We start from the raw sequence: 18,048 nt of genomic DNA on the forward strand, positions 1-18,048 counted from the left end.
GTCCTTATTTGAATAGCTTAACCAGATATGGCGTTTTGGACGCAAATCCTTCTGCATATGAAATCAGTATACGTTGACCCAACAACGAGTCCCGAGCTTTTACACGTTCCACATACCCCTGATTCAGTGGTGTGGATACCGTATCCTTCCCAGGCGCTGCCTGAAATTGCGAAGCATAACTCAACAACGACTGTTCCTTGGCTTCATAATGCTCGGTAATGTCCACGATCAAGTCCGTTCTGCCGATATCATTAATAAAATAAAAATATAATTGCTCTACCTGTACCGCAGGACTTTCTGGCATAAAGCGTCTCAACTTGGCGTTAAACACAGCTTCCTCTACTAGCTTGCTGCACATGACATGATCCGGATGCCGATCCTCCCAATAAGGAGCAAATACAATTTTTGGTGCATGTCGTCTGATTTCTGCTGTAACTGCAGCTACATGTTCAGGAGTTACATATAACCCACGATCAGGCAGACCCAAATTCGTCCGCACAGCCAGCCCGAGCACTTTTGAAGCGTGTTCAGCTTCTGCCATACGAGTATCCACATCACCATTAGATGACATTTCAGCCCGTGTCAAATCGCACACCCCCACCTTTAACCCAGCGGCTGTATGCTTGGCAATCGTGCCTCCCATTCCTATTTCTGCATCGTCGGCATGGGCTCCGAAAATCAGGATGTCCAGCGTCATTTTACATCACCCTGCTGGTCAATGCCCGGTTTATATTTATGTACCAGCTCACGCCAAGCAAAATCGCCACGATCCAACGCTTTAACCAGTATTTCAGCAGTTGCAACGTTGGTTGCCAAAGGAATCCCCTGTACATCACACAGACGTAATAATGCGCTAATGTCCGGCTCATGCGGCTGTGCCATGAGTGGATCACGCAAAAATATAATCAAGTCCATGTCATTTTGCGCAACCATAGCCCCGATTTGCTGATCTCCACCAAGCGGCCCAGACATGAAGCGGTGAATTTGAAGCTTGGTTTGCTCCATAATGCGCTGACCTGTTGTACCTGTTGAATATAATTGGTGATCTGTAAAAACATGCTCATATGCCGTAATAAAATTAACCATTTCATCCTTTTTGCGATCATGCGCTATAAATGCAATCTTTAACATTCGAAATTCCTCCTGCCTCATTCTATAATTCCATTCATCAATTCATTCGTATATCTTAATCAATGTAATGCTCAAAACCATATACAAGCCCCGGCTGCTCCATTACCTTCTGGATACCGATTTTAACACCAGGCATGTATCCAGCCCGTTCATATGAATCCTGACGAATTTTCAGAGATTGTCCAAATCCTCCAAATATGACTTCTTGCTGTGCGAACACACCGGGAAGACGGACACTGTGAATGCGGAAGCCTTGATAGTAACCGCCACGCGATCCTTCTAGCGTTTCTTCCTCTTCCGGGTTGCCTTGTCGTAGCTCCTGACGCTGCTCGGCGATCAGTTCAGCAGTCTTAATGGCTGTACCTGAGGGCGCGTCCAATTTTTGGTCACCATGATATTCGATGATTTCCAGATGTGGGAAATACTTCGCTGCCTGAGCCGCAAACCGCATCATCAAAATGACGCCGATCGAAAAGTTGGGCGCAATCAGACCACCAATTTGTTGCTCACGACACTGCTTGTCCAGTTCATCAATTTGTTCAGGAGTAAACCCTGTCGTACCGATAACTGGACGAACTCCATGCTTAATAGCAAGCGCTGTATGTGCGTACGCAAAACGCGGCCCCGTAAAGTCAACCATGACATCGGCTCGGCTCTCCAGTAAAGCCTGCTCTACATCCTCCATAATAGCGATACCAGCTTCCGGTAGTCCGACGAGAAGGCCGGCATCACTGCCGGCGTGTGTTCTGTTCACTGCGGCTACAAGCTGTAGTTCCTCATCCTGAAGAACCAATTTGACCACCTCACGGCCCATACGTCCTGCTGCTCCAACGACAGCCACTTTTATTGGTTCTGACATATCCCTACAACTCCTTATGCATCCATTTGTGCTAGATTTGTTCATTCATCTGCTGGCATAATTTCTTCATGAGGTTGGCAAGCTGCACATTGTGAGGAAACAGCGCTGCAGCCTCACGAGCAGCCTGCACAGCCAGCTTATATTCATTCAATTCGTCATAAATCAAAGCGAGCAGTAAAAATGCATCACCACATAACGGATCAAGGGAAATTGCCCGTTCGAGCAGCAAAATCGCATCCTGGCGCATCTGTGGCGTAGCTCTGTCGACTTCCAGCATTTTTCTGGCTTTTTCTGTATACTGCCTGGCTTCCTGCGCATGCAGATGGAGAACATATTCATCCTGCTGTGGAGCGAGACGGACCGCATGCTCTGCATATGCCAGGGCCTGCTCCAATCGTCCACTGCGAGCATAGGTAACCGAGCAACGGAAATAATGCTCCGCATGATCAGGCTGGGCTGAAATCGCTTTTTCAAACCATTCCACCGCCTGCTCAAAATCGTTCTGCAAAATGCACTGATAAGCTTTCTGAACGTATTCCTCCGCCTTCATGACATTGCACCTCCGGGTAACCGGTTTGGTACAGCATATGTACAAAACGCCTAATCGGTGTCCTTTTTGGTCCAGCGATTCGCGTCACGCGTGTTAAATTTATGCATAACCTTATCATGTGCCTCAGTCAAATTGATACCCAGTGAGTTCGCAAAGCAAACAGTGATGAACAAAATGTCCCCCAGCTCCAGCTCAATGGAATTGTCCGCCTCATCCGTTTTTTTCGGCTTCTCACCAAAGGAGTGATTGACTTCCCTCGCCAGTTCACCGACTTCCTCGGACATCCGGGCCAACATGGCCAAAGGACTGAAATACCCTTCCTTAAATTGAGAGATGTACTGGTCTACCTCACGTTGAATTTCATCTAACGATTTTTCCATGAAACACGCAATCCCCCCATGTGCAGGTTTATTCATATGTTATCGTAAAGCACATTTTAAAACAAATTTTTTTTAATTGTGAACTAACGAACCCAATTTGCAGTCATCTGTCTTTTAAAGCTGTCGCAAAAAGGTATACTAAACATAAGAGGCTGCGATTTAGCAAAAATTGCATGTAGTCGCCATCCTTAAACTGCTACTGTGAGGGATCATATGAAAATATCCAAGTCTATGGAACAGCTTAAATTGATTTTGCCCATCGTATTTGGCACCGCCATCTATGCATTCGGTCTGCTTTATTTTATTATACCCAGTAAACTGATGGAAGGCGGTATTACAGGGATCACCCTGCTGCTAAATTATGCTTTTTCGATTTCACCTTCTCTCTCCACTTTGTTACTGAACATTCCATTATTTTTGATTGGATGGAAAATGCTTGGGGGCAAGCAGATTATATACACGGGGGTTGGTATCGGGTCGCTCACATTCTTTTTGTGGTTGTTTGAAAAAATGATTCATCTCGGATGGATGGGGACCTTTCAGACTGAACACGATTTTATACTTTCTTCATTATATGCGGGGGTTACGCTTGGGGCCGGGTTAGGTATTGTGTTCCGCTTTGGCGGCACTACTGGAGGCTCGGATATTATCGCTCGTATTTTAAACCGGAAGTTTGGCTGGAGTATGGGAAGGATTCTGCTGGTCATTGATATTGTCATTATCGGTGCTTCACTACTTTACATACCCAAAGAAAAAATTCTATATACATTAGTGGCTGTGTTCATCGCGTCTAAGATTATTGATTTTATACAAGAAGGGGCGTACTCTGCCAGAGCCTTTATGATTATCAGCGACCACACGATGGATATCGCAGATATTATTACCAGGGACATGGATCGCGGAGTTACCATTATTCCGGCTGTAGGTGCATTTTCCAAACAGGCCAAGCATGTTGCCTATTGTGTCGTGTCCCGTCAGGAAATAAGACGACTGCATCAAATTGTTAAATCAGTTGATCCACGGGCGTTTATCATCATTCAGGATGTGCATGATGTACATGGCGAGGGGTTCAAAGAGGAATAGCCCGGTAATCCGGGCAATGGGCTGACATCTATGAATGGCTCCACAGCCAGCGATGCGAATGTTCAAACTTTCATCATTACCCAGTGAAACCAGCCCGATATTTACGATAACCTGCATAGGCCAGCGCCAACAGCACAATCATGCCGATAGCCAATTCAGCCCGGCGCTCACTCTCACGCGGGATAAATGGTGCCAGTGCGGTAGCGTCTTTTTCACGTCCAAACAAGGCATTCAACGTCGGGTTGCCCTGGTCCAATGCTCCTCTAATCGCTGAGGCATCTGCATTTTGCTGATCCCCCAATCCTTTGACGTAGGAAATCCAGGAATCAGTCCGCACGACCTCGGTTGTTCTGCCATGGATCAATGCTGCTGTACGGATCGTTTCATAGTGGTCTTCCAGGACTTCGGTACCAGCTTTGAATCCCTTCATGTTCCCTTTAGCAAACTGGTTATTCAAACCGCTAACATCTTCTCTTAAAATCTTATAATACTGCTGCCATAAGGGCTGGCGTGGGTGTGCAATCGCATCTGTCGCAAGCCGTAAATTGGCCGCTGCCTTCACCCACTCATCCGGGGATGCTTGAACCGACTGTGTAGCTTGCTGCACCTCCAGGATGCTGCCGGATAGAGCATGAATGGCCTCTACAGATAACGTGGCCTGTACCTGTCCAGTGCTGAACCATCTGCTCACCTCGGCTACATCCACACGCGCTTTTTCAATATTCCCGTCCATTACGTCACGGTACAGTGTCGCAGCTGCATGATCCAGTTCTTCAATTTCCTTGCTATTACCTTCGAGTTTTGACTGATCGCGCGCTTCTGCCATACCTGGAGGGACGCAGACGGACAGCAGCAGGACCATGGATAACACAATACTCGAAACCAAGCGTAACGTAATATGAACCCCCCGACCCCTAATCATGGGACATCCCTCCTCACCTTACTGTATGGCAAGGTTAACGGGACTAGAACTGGCTTTAGGTGAAACCGGCTATGCTCTGGACAAAATAGGAAACATAAGTGGATTTTCATTACATCTGTTTGGGTGCTTAGTCATATAAAACAGTGTAGTATAAGGAATGTCGCCCGCTCCAAAAATATCGTAACAGTTCATCGTATCTCCTTCAAATCTGCAACAACAATCGTCTCGTATTGAGGTATGGCCAAAACTTGTCTTTATAAAATAACGTACTATAAAATAAAACCAACCACTCATTGTTTTCCGCAGAAAAAAGTGAATACGGATTGAAGTCAGCACTCTTCATTTTCAACAACTGCAAATCCGGCATTTCTTCCATATTTAATTGATCAATCTTTATGTTTAGGTTGCTGGTAGGTGCCTTCCGACTACATTGATACTCAGGTGCCGAAGCGAAGCCCAATCTAGGATAAAAATCCTTCACACTATCATTTCCAAACAGATAGATACCGTCACAATTGCCATGCCAATCTTTCAGCGCTTGCTCTACTAAAAACCGACTCAAACCTTGATTCCTGTAGTTTGCAATCCCCCAATTGAAACCAGGTTTAAAATCAAAACCAAAACTCTGTTTTGCTAAATAATTAAAGCTTACTTTTATTTTGTGATCATCACGGATGCATTTTTGGAATACATATTCCTTCTGATTTATAACGATATGCATCTCTATTTCTCCATTCAAAAGACTCAAGCTAGTTCACGATAAGACGATACCTTTCGATTGCGTGCTAGCATGGCAAGCCATGCCGCTACAATACTAACAAGGGTCAGCATGTAGGTAAAAGTACGCACTTGCGTCACATCATCCGTTAGCGTCCTGGGAAGATAAGGGTATATGCCATAGGTATAATCCATCGTATCATTTAACAATGTCCAAAGTGCGGCTAAGCATAAAGCAATCCATTTGCAGCTAAAAAACCGTACAAACAGTAACGCTTCGACCGCCATTGCTGTGTGAGATGCTATCAGCATCCAATCCTGCCACACCATGGCCCCCCCCTGCGCAACTCCCCACAAAATAATAGCCGAAGCCCAAATGCCGTACTTTACACTCGTAACGACAGCCAACGCTTCCATGATCTGGCGAATGACCTTCAAGCTTTTGAAATGCGGAGGATAGAGCAAAAATGCTATAGAAATTGTAAAAAATAGGCTGGCCGTCGGACTATCAGGCACAAATACAATCTGCCACGCCGGGTGATAATTCAGTGTATATTCCAGCTGTCCGCCATACCATATGTACCCATACACCGTTCCAACTAAATTACACCAGAACAGCAGCCACAAAAAGGGCCGGCTCGTCAAGAACGACCGGCTCCACAAATAAGATAACGACACGTCCTTCATCCTCCGTTCATACGACAGTTGCCTTGTACAGGCACTATCCTACAATGACTATATCATATCCAAGCGTATCAAAAAAACCTGACCGCCGTTACAGTCAGGTTTGATGATATAATCTCGAACTGGCGCTTGGTCAAAATGACCACCTTAAGCTTACCAAAAGCGTTCTAACTCATTGCTTTCAGCTCATCCGTAAGATGACGAAAAGCTACTTCATCTCCGGAGGCTAACGCCTCATCAATATCCTTGTAGAGTTTTTCACTCCGGTGTTTACGTAATGCCTCGTCCAAAACCATCTCAGCAGACAGGCCCAACATTACCTCATAAGTAACCTTCATTTTATCCATAGGATGCACCTCCAACATGAGTTTAAGAGATCCTATATTCTTTTCCTTTCGCCACATAGCTGAGTGTCGTTCGTGACATCCGCTGCAAATCTGCATCTGTCAATTCGCGCACCACTTTGGCAGGTGTACCGATAGAAAGAGTATAGGGTGGTATTTTGGTATTTTCCGTAACGACCGACCCTGCTCCTATTAAAGCATATTCACCAAGCTCCGCTCCGTTGAGTACAATGGCCCCCATACCAATTAAAGTGCCTTTGCCTATCGTACAACCGTGGATAATGGCAGCATGTCCTACCGAAATATCATCCGCCAGCAACAGGGGCTGATTCGTGTTCACATGTCCCACGACACCGTCTTGAATATTGCAGCGTTCACCGATGATGATAGGCGCCATATCCCCGCGCAGTACGGCATTAAACCATACGGAGGAATCTTGGCCGATCGTTACTTTTCCGACAATTTTTACTCCTTCTGCCACATAGACAGATGAATGGAGTTGTGGCAAGTTTCCGTTGTAGTGAATTAGCATCAACTTCACCCTCTCATATTTTGGGTGAAATTCTATCAACATGTGTACTGCTTGTCAATGGAGCTGTATACCCGAGTCGCTTCGCCCAAGACGGCACTCTCCCGCCAACTTCTGCCCCCAGGCCGTCATTTGTACTGAGGGTCCTGTCGAATGTTCACCTTGTCGAAGCATACCCAAGTGAAGCATCATTCGTATAATCCTCTGATCAAAGACCGAACGGGAGGTATCATAGTAAAACGGTCGGATCAGTGGGCCGATATGCACAAAAATCGACTCTGAGGAAGTCCATGGCCTGGCACATTCTCCAATCCAGTAGACTAGTGAAAGCAGATTGGGTACGGCTCCTTTATACAATCTTAACCAAAACCTGAATAGCTGTATCATTTCATCCTCAATTGCGAGTTCCTGTTGTGCCTCCCCTTTTGCGGTCAGCTCAACCCTGTCTCCCTTCTCCTCAATATACTTGGAGTGCCGGGCGTAATCATACAGTAATGCCATTCGATCCGGATAAAACTTAAAAGAGGAACCATAGCCAAAACGCCATCCTCCTTTACCCAATAACGGCTCCGCAATGTGCAAATGCTCCATTAGTTGCTGCTGATTGCGACGGTACCAAGCTCCCTCAGGATTAAGCAGAACCTCATGCTGCCTCATATATTGAAGGAAAAGCCGTAAATCCTCCGCCAGTAGATGCCCTTCATCCCGATACGACGACGGTTCGCTTACCCGGATCATTCCGTTTTGAAAGTCATGTACCATAACACGCCGAAAGCGCTCCTTCATATCCGAAGGAATTTGGTACAAATATCTCGTATTGTGCGTTGAACCATTGAACAACCAGCCGCTAGAACGTAGACGGGTCACAATATCTCGTGGTCGCTCACCAACATCTCCGTCCTGCTCGACAGACTGTTTGGCAATCGCAATCAATTCCTCCATACTGAAATAAGGTCGGTCATCGAACAATAGCGCATTCAAAAACCTTACCTCTGACAACCTCAGCTCCTTGACCTGCGTCTCAAAAAAACTACTACTGCCGAGCTTTGTCAAAATCCCTTGGATCAACTCATGCTTGGAATTAGGTTTGCAGTCACAATCGTAATACACTGCGATTCTGTTCAAATGCACAATATCCGCAAATGTCAGCATATCCGCCAGATTCATTGTTCCATCGCCTCGTCACTGGACTGTCATCCGGAAATGATTCTTACCTGTTGTACCCACAGCTTTGACGGAATCTTCAGACTCTAAACCTCTTTTTTTGCAAAGGTATAATTAAAAAACAAAAAGACCACGACTCTACGATGAGTAGAAGCCGTGGTCTTTCACAAAGTATTGGAGTTGCAGTCACTTTTTCTCTTGCAAATGCTTCGTGCAATTATATAAAAGCGGTTCCCAGTCCGCATCCTCACGCTGGAGTACACTTAGTGACAAATTGCCAATTCGTTCTGTAAATTTTTCCTGATACAGAGCCTTATACAAATTAGCCAAGAAACCCCCGTGGGAAACGATCAACAGATTCTTGTCCCGATTTTCTGTCCAAAGAGCCTCCATAAAAGCTAGCGCACGAAGCTGAAGATCTGCATCGCTTTCCTGCCCTAAATCCAGCAGATGCCAGTCAACTCCCCACTTCTCTTCACGTTCGGCCTGTGTCATCCCCTCGACCTGACCATAAGCACGTTCTCTTAGTCGATCATCAGGTTCCAGCAATGGCAAATGCAGGGCAGAGGCAATAATATCCCCCGTCTCTTTCGCTCTGGAGAGACTACTTGTAATAAGCCCGTCCCATTGATAAGGCTCTTCCTTCAATCGTTCTGCCAGCAAGCGTGCCTGCCGACGCCCTTCCTCATTCAACGGAATATCACTGTGCCCCTGGATTTTTCCTACCGCATTCCAATCCGTCAATCCATGTCTGATCAAGCCAATAAGCATTGTGTCAGTCCTCCGCTGTTGTGTTATTCAGGCATATAATGAATTTTATATGGAGCCCATCTGCCAGCTAATTTCTAACTCTTCTCGTCCGATGGATCCAGCCCAGAGAAAATAAAGCAAGCGCAAGTGCCAATACAGACAACAACATCCAGTATTGCGGGTAAGTAGGAACAATGCTTGCAACCAGCGGATCCATAATGCCACTATTCACATCTTTAATGTGGTATTGATACTGTGGAGATGTACTTGTAGTTTCCAGCAGGCCTGTCGGTAAAATACCCGTGTCCATGACAGGAGCCGCTTGGGGGGGATTTTCCTGAGAGGAGCTTCCATTCCAGTTCAAAAACAAAAAGCTGCACAAAAATACGGCCAAGAAGCCGGCGATCCATACAGACATATACTTACGGGCTGCTGGGTTCACACGCGCACGTCGATGCTCGCCCGGAACAAGCCACGGTGATTCTTCATAAATTCGATCCATGACTCTACGATTCATTGCCTCTAGCTTATCATCTGTTATTTCAAAGGAAATATCACGAATAGCCGATCGACTTTCTTTTGACAAATTCCAATCATTCTCTTCCGAACCATGCTCCCACCCGGCAGACGAGCTTTTGGCCCGTCTGCGCTCCGAGTCTTGTTTCGATACATTTTTGCCTGTAGCGAACAAATCCTCAGCGTCCCTGGATTTCATTGGCTGCTCATCCCTTCGTTTTCCTCATAGAGAGGCTCAAAAAAATAAGGCTCCAACTGCGTCTTCACACTGGTTCTTGCCCGGAAAAGCAATGACTTCACCGCACTGACCGTCTGTCCTAAAATAGTCGCAATCTCCTGATAATCTAATTGCTCATATTCACGCAAAATCAGCGCAGATCGCTGTTTCTCAGGCAATCTGTTGATTGCTTCACGAACCATCTCTACCTTCTCACCGCGAAGAACAGCCTGCTCCGGGATTACATCCGATGGAGCTACCGGTACATAACCGCTCTCTTCCAATGGAACCTGACCACTACGGTGCTTACGAAGCTCACTGAGCACCGTATTGCGTGCAATTGTATATAGCCAAGTGGAGAACGATGCATCTACCTCGCGAAAAGAATGCAGGCTCCGATACGCTTTATAAAACGTCTCCGAGCATAAGTCCTCAGCAATCATTTCCAGGTTCGAACTTTTCAGCATATGATAAACAAAAGCTAAAATTTTACGTTGGTGCCGCCTCATTAATTCTGAATAAACCTCAACATTACCTTGTTTGATTTCCTGAATCATCTGGGAATCTGTCATCATCCGAGTGAGACCCTCCTCGCCCATACATGTGCTGTTTTCCCGTCCGATTCTGTCTATATATACCGAACAGGCCAAAAAAAGTTGCGCCCTCTGCGCAAATGGATGAAACAGCATCATGGAACATTTGTTATTTTCTTACCCTATGTAGTGCCAACATTAACGGTGCTATCCCCAACAATATTCAATATCCAAAATGGACTTACCCATTGTACCACAAAATGGCCGCCAGTAAAAAAGTCCAAAATCCCCACGATTTCCATCAAAGGCTCCCTAACGCTGGCAGCTAATTCATTTAAACCGCTTTTCATTGGATTTTAAGTTTATTCAAGATAAATGACAAATCCAATTAAAGTGTTTCATTTAGAGCACCAATAAGGATAATTAAACAAAAAGAAAACGCTTTAAAAAAATATTGACAAAATGAAAACGTATACATATAATAAAAGTACAGTATGGTTTCTCTCCACTCCTATCCTACTCAGCTACTTTACTGAAAGTAGCTACCACCCGGGGCTTTACCCGGGTGGTTTTTTTTTCTTTATTAATAAGTAGTAAAGGACCATTCCATCGACTCTTCAAATAACAAAAAAGCGGGAAGAGAACCTTCGCCCGCTTTAAATCTTTTCTTACTACTTCACTCCAGAAAGTATGATGCTTTTAAGACGGTCCGTAGCGGAGCGATTCATTTGAATCTGGAGAAGCGCAGCGTTCGCCTTTGCCTGCGGATTTCCCCCTTTGTACATATAATCAGAAAATCTGCAGGCAACAGCGATCGTAAGATCAAATGAATCGCGGAGCGGTCTACCTCCTTATTGAACACTCATACTTTCCTTCTATACAACCACTTTATAACCCATCGAATCCAGTAAGGTTTTGGCACGCTCCCAGTCCTGCTCTTGACGGAAGGAAAGCCTCATGATGCCAGGAACATCCTCCCGACTTTCAATAATTCGCATATTGCTCAGATTAATGCTGTGATTTCCTAGTTCCATTGCAATTCTTCCGATAATCCCTGGGGTATCCGGTACATCAATATACAGATCAAACGTAGAGACAATAACTCCTTTACGACGTTCTGGCAGTTCACTACGGAAATGCCCTGCTGTCAAAAATTCGTCAGCAATTCCCTCTCCGTCTTGTGTTCTCAGCAAATGAGTAAAACGCTCAATCTGCCCATTCCATTCTTCTAACAGGCCCAGTAAAACATCACGATTACTCAGCAAAATGTCCCGCCACACAACCGGATCACTAGAGGCTATCCGTGTAATATCACGAAACCCACCAGCAGCCAATGTACGGTACAACGGATTTTCATCATTGTGCTTTCGTACCTGATTCACCAGCGCTGCTGCAATAATATGTGGAAGATGGCTAATCGCACCGACAATATCGTCATGCATATCAGGTTGGACACGCACAACATGAGCACCGGTATATTTCAACAAACGCTCCAGCGAGCTGTAAGCTTCCTCAGGCACACCCTCTGCAGGGGAAAGCACATAATATGCATTTTCAAACAACAACGCAGAAGCGGCCCTGACACCGGAACGCTCCGAGCCAGCCATCGGATGACCCCCGATAAAGTAAGCATTGTGCAAAGATATTTCTGATGCCTTTTTGGCAATCGCCGATTTTGTGCTACCTACGTCGGTAATAATACACCCCGCTTTAAGCGGTAACTTGCTTAACAATTCGAGGTAATGCTCCAGTAAACCAACCGGAACGCATAAAAAAATAAAATCGGCATCCTTGACCGCCTCTTCAACCGAAAGAGTCGCGGTGTCCACGACACCACGGCTTAGCATCGGTTCTATCAGTTCAGGAAGATGAGCATGACCGACCACAGTAATATCCGGCTTCCCTCTAAAACAAAGTGCGAGGGACCCGCCAATCAGTCCCACGCCGAAAATGGCAATCTTCATCTATTATCAAATCCCATCTGCGGAAATTATAGGCGTACTTTCGCCGCTTCCGCCCCCAGGACCTGTTCCAGCGCACGAATAAACAACTCATTTTGCGGCTGTGATCCAACCGACACCCTAATATATGTCGGATATTTGTGATGACCTGCGCGAATAATCACACCTTTACGAAGCAACTCCTGAAATACCTCACCGGATGGACGACGTACGTCCAGCATAATAAAATTACCATGTGCCGGGAAAGACTCCAGCCCCAAACGCTTCAGCTCATTTTGCAAATAAGCTCTACCCTCTGCATTACGATCCCGACATTCCTGAACAAATTCCTGATCTTCCAAGGCAGCAATGGCCGCAGCCTGTGCTACCCGTGAAGTATTAAACGGCTCACGAACCTGATTGATCAAGCGAATGGTTGCCTCGGCTCCCATACCATATCCGATACGTAGCGAAGCCAGACCATAGATTTTGGAGAAGGTACGCAGTACAACCAAATTTTCATAAGCTGACAACAAGCGAATACCGTCTGGATACGAACGATCTATTACAAACTCAGCGTAGGCTTCATCCAGCACCACCATGATATGCTTTGGCACTTGGTTCAGAAACGCAATCAGCTCAGCTTCGGGTACAATCGTTCCCGTCGGATTATTTGGATTACAGATCCAAATAATTTTTGTACGGTCATTGATATGAGACAGCATGGCATCCAAATCATGTACACCGTCACGCAAAGGCACCTCAACTGCAACTGCTCCCTCAATTTCCACGTTACTTTTATAGACGGAAAATGTCTGATCAGCCATGATGCTTTCTTCCCCTGGAAGGAGGAATGCACGCGTAATCAACGCAATAATTTCGTCAGAGCCACAGCCATAGATAAATTGTTCTTCTTTTAATCCCGTCCGTTTAGCTAGTGCCTGTGTCAGAGCAACTGCACTTCCATCAGGATATACACTGATGTTAGCAAACTCCTGCTGAATGGCCTGCAACACTTTGGGAGAGCTGCCATACGGATTCTCGTTTGAGGCGAGCTTGATTACTTCATCGAGTCCCAGCTCACGTTTCACATCCTCAATCGGTTTACCGGGCTGATATACTGGCAAATGTACAATATGCGGTTTAGGCTGCATGCCCCTTCCTCCTCTATCCAATCAGAACTAAATTAAATATTTTATATTTGACACCCATTACTGCTTTAATTGTGCCACAAAATCGCGAATTTGCAAAAGTCCTTCTTCTCTGCGTGCAGAATCCTCCAGCAATGGAATGGCTTCCTCCACCTGTCGCACAATGGCACTGCCAACCACAACTCCATCGCAAATGTCTGAAAACCGGACAACCTGCTCACGATTTGAAATACCAAAGCCTATCGCCACCGGAACATCCGTATGCCGTTTGACCTGCGCGATAAAGCCCTCTATACCTTCAAAAAAAGAAGCTCTTTCTCCGGTTACACCCAGCGAAGATACACAGTACACAAATCCTCGGGCCTGACGGGCAATTCGTTCGATCCGTTGTTCAGACGTTGGGGCTACCAGCGGAATCAGATGCACACCTACCTCTGCTGCCCGTCCTCCCAACTCCTCTGCTTCTTCAAGCGGAAGATCCGGAATAATCAGACCACTGATACCGTGCTCCTGCAAGCCTGCAAAGAAAGCATCCATCCCCATTTGCAATACAGGATTATAATACGTGAACAGAATAAAAGGCAGGCTTGAACCTGCCGCCCTAGCCAGAGACGCTGTCTCCATACAGGTGCGGATTGAAATTTGCCGTTTCAGTGCACGTTCAGACGCACGCTGAATCACAGGGCCGTCAGCCAACGGGTCCGAATAAGGTACGCCTAGTTCCAATATATCGGCTCCGGCTGACTCTAACTGCCGAATGATCTCTATCGTAGTATCCACATCCGGGTCGCCTACCGTCAGAAAAGGAATTAATGCCGTTTTGCCTTCATGTTTAAGGCGTTCAAACGCCTGATCAATTAAATTCATGACGGATTTCCCCCTAAATACTTGATAATGGAGTCCACATCTTTATCCCCGCGCCCAGACAAACAAATAACGATAATATCATCTGAAGTCAACGTAGGTGCCAGCTTGGCGACCTGTGCAACGGCATGTGCCGACTCTAATGCAGGCAGTATTCCTTCGGTACGGCAAAGGAGCTGAAGTGCATCCAGCGCTTCCTGATCAGTAATCGGGACATATTGGGCCCGCTCAATATCTTTTAGGTATGAATGCTCCGGTCCAACACCTGGATAATCCAGTCCAGCCGAGATGGAATGCGCAGGTTGCACTTGTCCGTACTCATCCTGAAGCAGATAACTCATAGAGCCTTGGAAGACTCCTTGCGTCCCCTTGCTCATGGTAGCTGCATGGAATTCCGTCTCGACGCCTTTACCAGCAGCCTCCACGCCAATCAAAGCAACACCTTGATCCTCTATGAAAGGATAAAACATACCGATAGCATTGCTTCCGCCACCGATCGCTGCCACAACAACATCCGGAAGTCTGCCTTCCTTCTCCAAGATCTGACGGCGTGTTTCATCGCCTATCACACGCTGGAAATCCCGCACCATCATCGGATACGGATGCGGACCGACAGCCGAACCCAAAATATAGAACGTGTCATGAACATGGCTCACCCAATAACGTAAAGCTTCATTCCCGGCATCCTTAAGTGTACGCGTACCGGATGTCACCGGAATCACTTCTGCACCCAAAAGCTGCATCCGAAATACGTTCAACTGCTGGCGAACCGTATCCTCTTCGCCCATAAACACTTTGCATTCCAATCCGAGCAATGCAGCTACGGTAGCCGTTGCGACACCATGCTGTCCTGCACCTGTTTCGGCAATGACCTTCTGTTTACCCATACGCTTTGCCAGCAATCCCTGGGCCAATGCATTATTAATTTTGTGGGCGCCAGTATGGTTTAAATCTTCGCGCTTCAAGTAAATTTTAGCCCCGCCCAGATGTTGGCTCAGACGCTCCGCATGATAAAGCGGAGTTTCCCGACCCGAATAGTCTTTTAGAAGTCCGTTCAACTCTGCTTTAAATTCAGGATCATCCGCGTATTTTCGGTAGGATTCCTCCAATTCAATCAGTGCGTTCATCAACGTTTCCGGTACAAAACGTCCGCCAAATGTTCCAAAACGTCCGTTGTTATCAGGTAATTGTGTCATGCCTGCTTCACCCTTTCTACGAATGCTGTGATTTTTGCAATGTCCTTGACTCCGTTCGTCTCTACACCGCTGGAAACATCCAGCCCGTCGGGATGATACTCGCTAATCAGCTTTTCTGCGTTATCGGCAGTCAGCCCCCCAGCTACAAACAGAGGGATTCCGTGTTGATGAGTCCAAGCCTGATAGGCGGGAATTCGATCCCACGCAAACGTTTTTCCAGAACCGCCGCCATACAGGGGATCGTATGTATCCAGCAGTAAAGCATCAATTGTTCCGACATAAGCCTCTAATTCGTCTGCTCGGTGTTCGGTCTTCCCCTGCTCTGTCTGCCCTTGGCTGTCCACAGACCAAGCCTTGAATATCTGTATGCCAAAACGTTCCTTAAGCTCCCGACAGCGCTGTGGACTTTCCTGTCCATGCAACTGAATGACATCCAATGGTGCTTTCTCCATCACATCGTTTAACAGTGCATCGTCAGGGTTCACAAATACGCCCACGCTGCGCGGTCTGCTGCCCGAGGCCCATTCATCCAATACGCGAAGCAACTCTCCAGCATGTGCGCCGTCAATCCGGCGCTTGCTGTCAGCAAACACAAAACCTATATAATCGACCGGTAAGTTTACCATAGATTTTAGCACTTCAACGCTTTGAAGTCCACAAATTTTTACGCCCGTTTTGTTCATGCTTTAACCCCGTCCATCAATTCGACTACAGCCTGTCCTACATCTTCCTTACGCATCAGATGCTCCCCTACCAGAATGCCGTGCGCACCTACCGAATGCAGATACTTAACATCTTCCGGTCCTGCAATGCCGCTTTCGCTGATGAATGTAACCCCTTTTGGGATCAGGGAGATCAGCTCCTCTGTCGTCTGGAGACGGGTCTCAAATGTCCGAAGATTGCGATTGTTCACACCAACTAAGGTCGCTGTACCCAGATCCAGCACTGCTTTAAGTTCCTCACTGTCATGCACCTCTACCAACGCATCCAGCCCAAGATCCTTGGCGATTTGTAAGAATGAACCTAATACATTCTGTTCCAATATCGCGGCAATCAACAGTACCGCATCCGCTCCCAATAGACGAGCTTCATAGATTTGCCGTTCATCAATGATAAAATCTTTTCGCAGCAGTGGAATTTTCACTTGATCGCGAATTTGCTGTAAATATTCAGGACTCCCCTGAAAATACGTAACATCTGTCAGTACAGAAATGCAATCGGCTCCTGCTCCCTCATATGCACGCGCAATATCCACCGGATGGAAATTTGGTCGAATCAACCCTTTGGACGGAGAAGCCTTCTTTACTTCAGCAATCAGCCCGAGCGGACGGTTGCGTCTGCTAGCGATCGCATTTTCAAATCCTCTCGTCACAGGTAAATCTGCAATTAAGCGTTCGGCTTTATTAATCTCAAAATGCTGCTTAAGCTGCTCCACTTCTTGTCGCTTCGTCACCACAATTTTATCAAGATACATATTGATATTCCCCCGTTGCCTGTATTAATTGATCCAGCTTGGAAAGAGCCAATCCAGAGTCGATGGCTTCTGCCGCTCTCGCTACTCCGTCTGTCAAGGTAGCTGCTGCGCCTGAGACATAAATACACGCTCCTGCATTCGCTAGCACAACATCACGATAAGCTCCATGCTCTCCGTTCAAAATTCGCCGTATGATCTCTGCGTTAACCTGAGCATCGCCGCCCAACACCTGATCGAGAGAATGTGTCTGCAAGCCCAGATCGGACGGATGAAGCTCGAACGTGTGAACCTTGCCGTCCTTGAGCTCGGATACTCGTGTGGCGGCCGAAATACTAATTTCATCTAGCCCATCCAAACTGCTGACGACCATGGCTCGTTTGGAGCCAAGCTGGTTCAATACCTCGGCAATCACTTCCGTTTTGCCAGCATCATAAATACCCAGCAACTGCCGATCCGCACCAGCCGGATTCGTCAATGGACCGAGCATATTGAATACCGTCCGCACACCTAGCTCGCGGCGCGGTGCTGCGGCATGCTTCATAGACGGATGATACAGCTGTGCGAATAAAAAGCAGATACCGATGCGGTCCAGACACGAGCGAGCCTGATCACTTGTCAAATGAATGTTGACTCCGAGTGCCTCCAGGACATCAGCGCTCCCGGCACGGCCACTTGCAGAGCGGTTGCCGTGCTTGGCTACCCGTACAGAAACCGAAGCCGCGATAATAGCGGAAATGGTGGAAATATTAAACTTGTGAATACCCGAACCCCCGGTGCCGCATGTATCCAGTAGACGACTGTTCCCCTCTCCAGCTTGCACTGGACTAGCGTAATTGCGCATTGCTTCGGCAAAACCGGTGATTTCATCTACCGTCTCTCCCTTGAGGCGAAGAGCCGTCAGGAGCCCGCCGATTTGCGCCTGTGTAGCACTCCCACTCATAATCTGTTCCATCACGCTACGGGCCTCCGTACGCGAAAGATGCTGTCCTTCAATGATCCGGCTTAACCCTACTTGTATCATGTCATGTCGTTCCATTGTCGTCT

At 46.8% G+C, this 18,048-nt stretch carries 22 protein-coding genes; 1 reads left to right on the forward strand and 21 read right to left on the reverse strand.

The window, feature by feature from the left end; genetic code table 11:
- Nucleotides 1–4: 4 nt before the first annotated feature.
- From bshB1 to ACUC6J_RS14225, 5 genes are read right to left on the reverse strand one after another with little or no spacing between them, the layout of a single operon-like run.
- A complete protein-coding gene (gene bshB1, locus ACUC6J_RS14205) occupies nt 5–697 on the reverse strand; it encodes a bacillithiol biosynthesis deacetylase BshB1 (protein WP_447249013.1) in 693 nt (230 codons plus the stop codon).
- Nucleotides 694–1,131: a methylglyoxal synthase gene (gene mgsA, locus ACUC6J_RS14210; RefSeq protein WP_013371648.1), complete on the reverse strand. Its 438-nt coding sequence runs from the start codon at nt 1,129–1,131 to the stop codon at nt 694–696. Before mgsA ends, bshB1 begins: the two co-directional genes overlap by 4 nt.
- A gap of 55 nt (nt 1,132–1,186) precedes the next feature.
- Nucleotides 1,187–1,990: a 4-hydroxy-tetrahydrodipicolinate reductase gene (dapB, locus tag ACUC6J_RS14215; protein ID WP_016822187.1), complete on the reverse strand. Its 804-nt coding sequence runs from the start codon at nt 1,988–1,990 to the stop codon at nt 1,187–1,189.
- A 31-nt stretch (nt 1,991–2,021) separates the two neighbouring features.
- The gene (locus ACUC6J_RS14220; protein WP_016822188.1) at nt 2,022–2,540 is read right to left on the reverse strand and encodes a tetratricopeptide repeat protein; all 519 of its coding nucleotides are present in this window, start codon (nt 2,538–2,540) and stop codon (nt 2,022–2,024) included.
- A gap of 50 nt (nt 2,541–2,590) precedes the next feature.
- Nucleotides 2,591–2,920 carry a nucleotide pyrophosphohydrolase gene (locus tag ACUC6J_RS14225; RefSeq protein WP_007430805.1) on the reverse strand — a complete coding sequence of 110 codons (330 nt, stop codon included), beginning with the start codon at nt 2,918–2,920 and terminating at the stop codon, nt 2,591–2,593.
- Between the two features lie 213 nt (nt 2,921–3,133).
- Between ACUC6J_RS14225 and ACUC6J_RS14230 the strand changes: the two genes are divergently transcribed.
- Entirely contained in the window at nt 3,134–4,003 is an 870-nt protein-coding gene (locus ACUC6J_RS14230) for a YitT family protein (protein WP_016822189.1), read from the forward strand.
- A 76-nt stretch (nt 4,004–4,079) separates the two neighbouring features.
- Here ACUC6J_RS14230 and ACUC6J_RS14235 read toward each other — a convergent pair whose 3' ends face one another.
- From ACUC6J_RS14235 to trpD, 16 genes are all read right to left on the reverse strand, one after another.
- Complete coding sequence (locus ACUC6J_RS14235) at nt 4,080–4,925, reverse strand: sporulation protein YpjB (protein WP_447249014.1); 846 nt, start codon at nt 4,923–4,925, stop codon at nt 4,080–4,082.
- 202 nt (nt 4,926–5,127) lie between these two features.
- Entirely contained in the window at nt 5,128–5,646 is a 519-nt protein-coding gene (locus tag ACUC6J_RS14240; RefSeq protein WP_447249015.1) for a GNAT family N-acetyltransferase, read from the reverse strand.
- A 23-nt stretch (nt 5,647–5,669) separates the two neighbouring features.
- Nucleotides 5,670–6,320, reverse strand: a complete 651-nt coding sequence (locus ACUC6J_RS14245) for a DUF1405 domain-containing protein (protein ID WP_447249016.1) — start codon at nt 6,318–6,320, stop codon at nt 5,670–5,672.
- A gap of 173 nt (nt 6,321–6,493) precedes the next feature.
- Entirely contained in the window at nt 6,494–6,673 is a 180-nt protein-coding gene (locus ACUC6J_RS14250) for an IDEAL domain-containing protein (RefSeq protein WP_013371655.1), read from the reverse strand.
- Nucleotides 6,674–6,695: 22 nt separating this feature from the next.
- Nucleotides 6,696–7,202, reverse strand: coding sequence for a gamma carbonic anhydrase family protein (locus tag ACUC6J_RS14255; protein ID WP_090890187.1), 507 nt, complete (start codon nt 7,200–7,202; stop codon nt 6,696–6,698).
- A 54-nt stretch (nt 7,203–7,256) separates the two neighbouring features.
- Nucleotides 7,257–8,366 (reverse strand): hypothetical protein, encoded by a 1,110-nt coding sequence (locus ACUC6J_RS14260; RefSeq protein WP_430208334.1) that lies wholly within the window; start codon nt 8,364–8,366, stop codon nt 7,257–7,259.
- Nucleotides 8,367–8,549: 183 nt separating this feature from the next.
- The gene (locus tag ACUC6J_RS14265) at nt 8,550–9,134 is read right to left on the reverse strand and encodes a histidine phosphatase family protein (RefSeq protein ID WP_025365124.1); all 585 of its coding nucleotides are present in this window, start codon (nt 9,132–9,134) and stop codon (nt 8,550–8,552) included.
- 67 nt (nt 9,135–9,201) lie between these two features.
- Entirely contained in the window at nt 9,202–9,828 is a 627-nt protein-coding gene (locus tag ACUC6J_RS14270; RefSeq protein WP_013371659.1) for a hypothetical protein, read from the reverse strand.
- Nucleotides 9,825–10,421: an RNA polymerase sigma factor gene (locus ACUC6J_RS14275; protein WP_013310707.1), complete on the reverse strand. Its 597-nt coding sequence runs from the start codon at nt 10,419–10,421 to the stop codon at nt 9,825–9,827. Before ACUC6J_RS14275 ends, ACUC6J_RS14270 begins: the two co-directional genes overlap by 4 nt.
- Nucleotides 10,422–11,254: 833 nt before the next feature.
- Nucleotides 11,255–12,343 carry a prephenate dehydrogenase gene (locus ACUC6J_RS14280; RefSeq protein ID WP_090890180.1) on the reverse strand — a complete coding sequence of 363 codons (1,089 nt, stop codon included), beginning with the start codon at nt 12,341–12,343 and terminating at the stop codon, nt 11,255–11,257.
- A 26-nt stretch (nt 12,344–12,369) separates the two neighbouring features.
- Entirely contained in the window at nt 12,370–13,473 is a 1,104-nt protein-coding gene (gene hisC / locus ACUC6J_RS14285; protein ID WP_017427553.1) for a histidinol-phosphate transaminase, read from the reverse strand.
- Nucleotides 13,474–13,530: 57 nt separating this feature from the next.
- Entirely contained in the window at nt 13,531–14,337 is an 807-nt protein-coding gene (trpA, locus tag ACUC6J_RS14290) for a tryptophan synthase subunit alpha (protein ID WP_016822199.1), read from the reverse strand.
- On the reverse strand, nt 14,334–15,530 hold the full coding sequence (gene trpB / locus ACUC6J_RS14295; protein ID WP_016822200.1) for a tryptophan synthase subunit beta: 1,197 nt from the start codon (nt 15,528–15,530) through the stop codon (nt 14,334–14,336). Before trpB ends, trpA begins: the two co-directional genes overlap by 4 nt.
- Nucleotides 15,527–16,213 carry a phosphoribosylanthranilate isomerase gene (locus tag ACUC6J_RS14300; protein WP_044785203.1) on the reverse strand — a complete coding sequence of 229 codons (687 nt, stop codon included), beginning with the start codon at nt 16,211–16,213 and terminating at the stop codon, nt 15,527–15,529. The genes trpB and ACUC6J_RS14300 overlap by 4 nt, the downstream gene beginning before the upstream one ends.
- Nucleotides 16,210–17,004, reverse strand: coding sequence for an indole-3-glycerol phosphate synthase TrpC (gene trpC / locus ACUC6J_RS14305; RefSeq protein ID WP_447249017.1), 795 nt, complete (start codon nt 17,002–17,004; stop codon nt 16,210–16,212). The genes ACUC6J_RS14300 and trpC overlap by 4 nt, the downstream gene beginning before the upstream one ends.
- Nucleotides 16,994–18,040: an anthranilate phosphoribosyltransferase gene (gene trpD, locus ACUC6J_RS14310; RefSeq protein WP_126666179.1), complete on the reverse strand. Its 1,047-nt coding sequence runs from the start codon at nt 18,038–18,040 to the stop codon at nt 16,994–16,996. The genes trpC and trpD overlap by 11 nt, the downstream gene beginning before the upstream one ends.
- Nucleotides 18,041–18,048: the final 8 nt, after the last annotated feature.

The organism is Paenibacillus sp. JJ1683 (assembly GCF_053006485.1).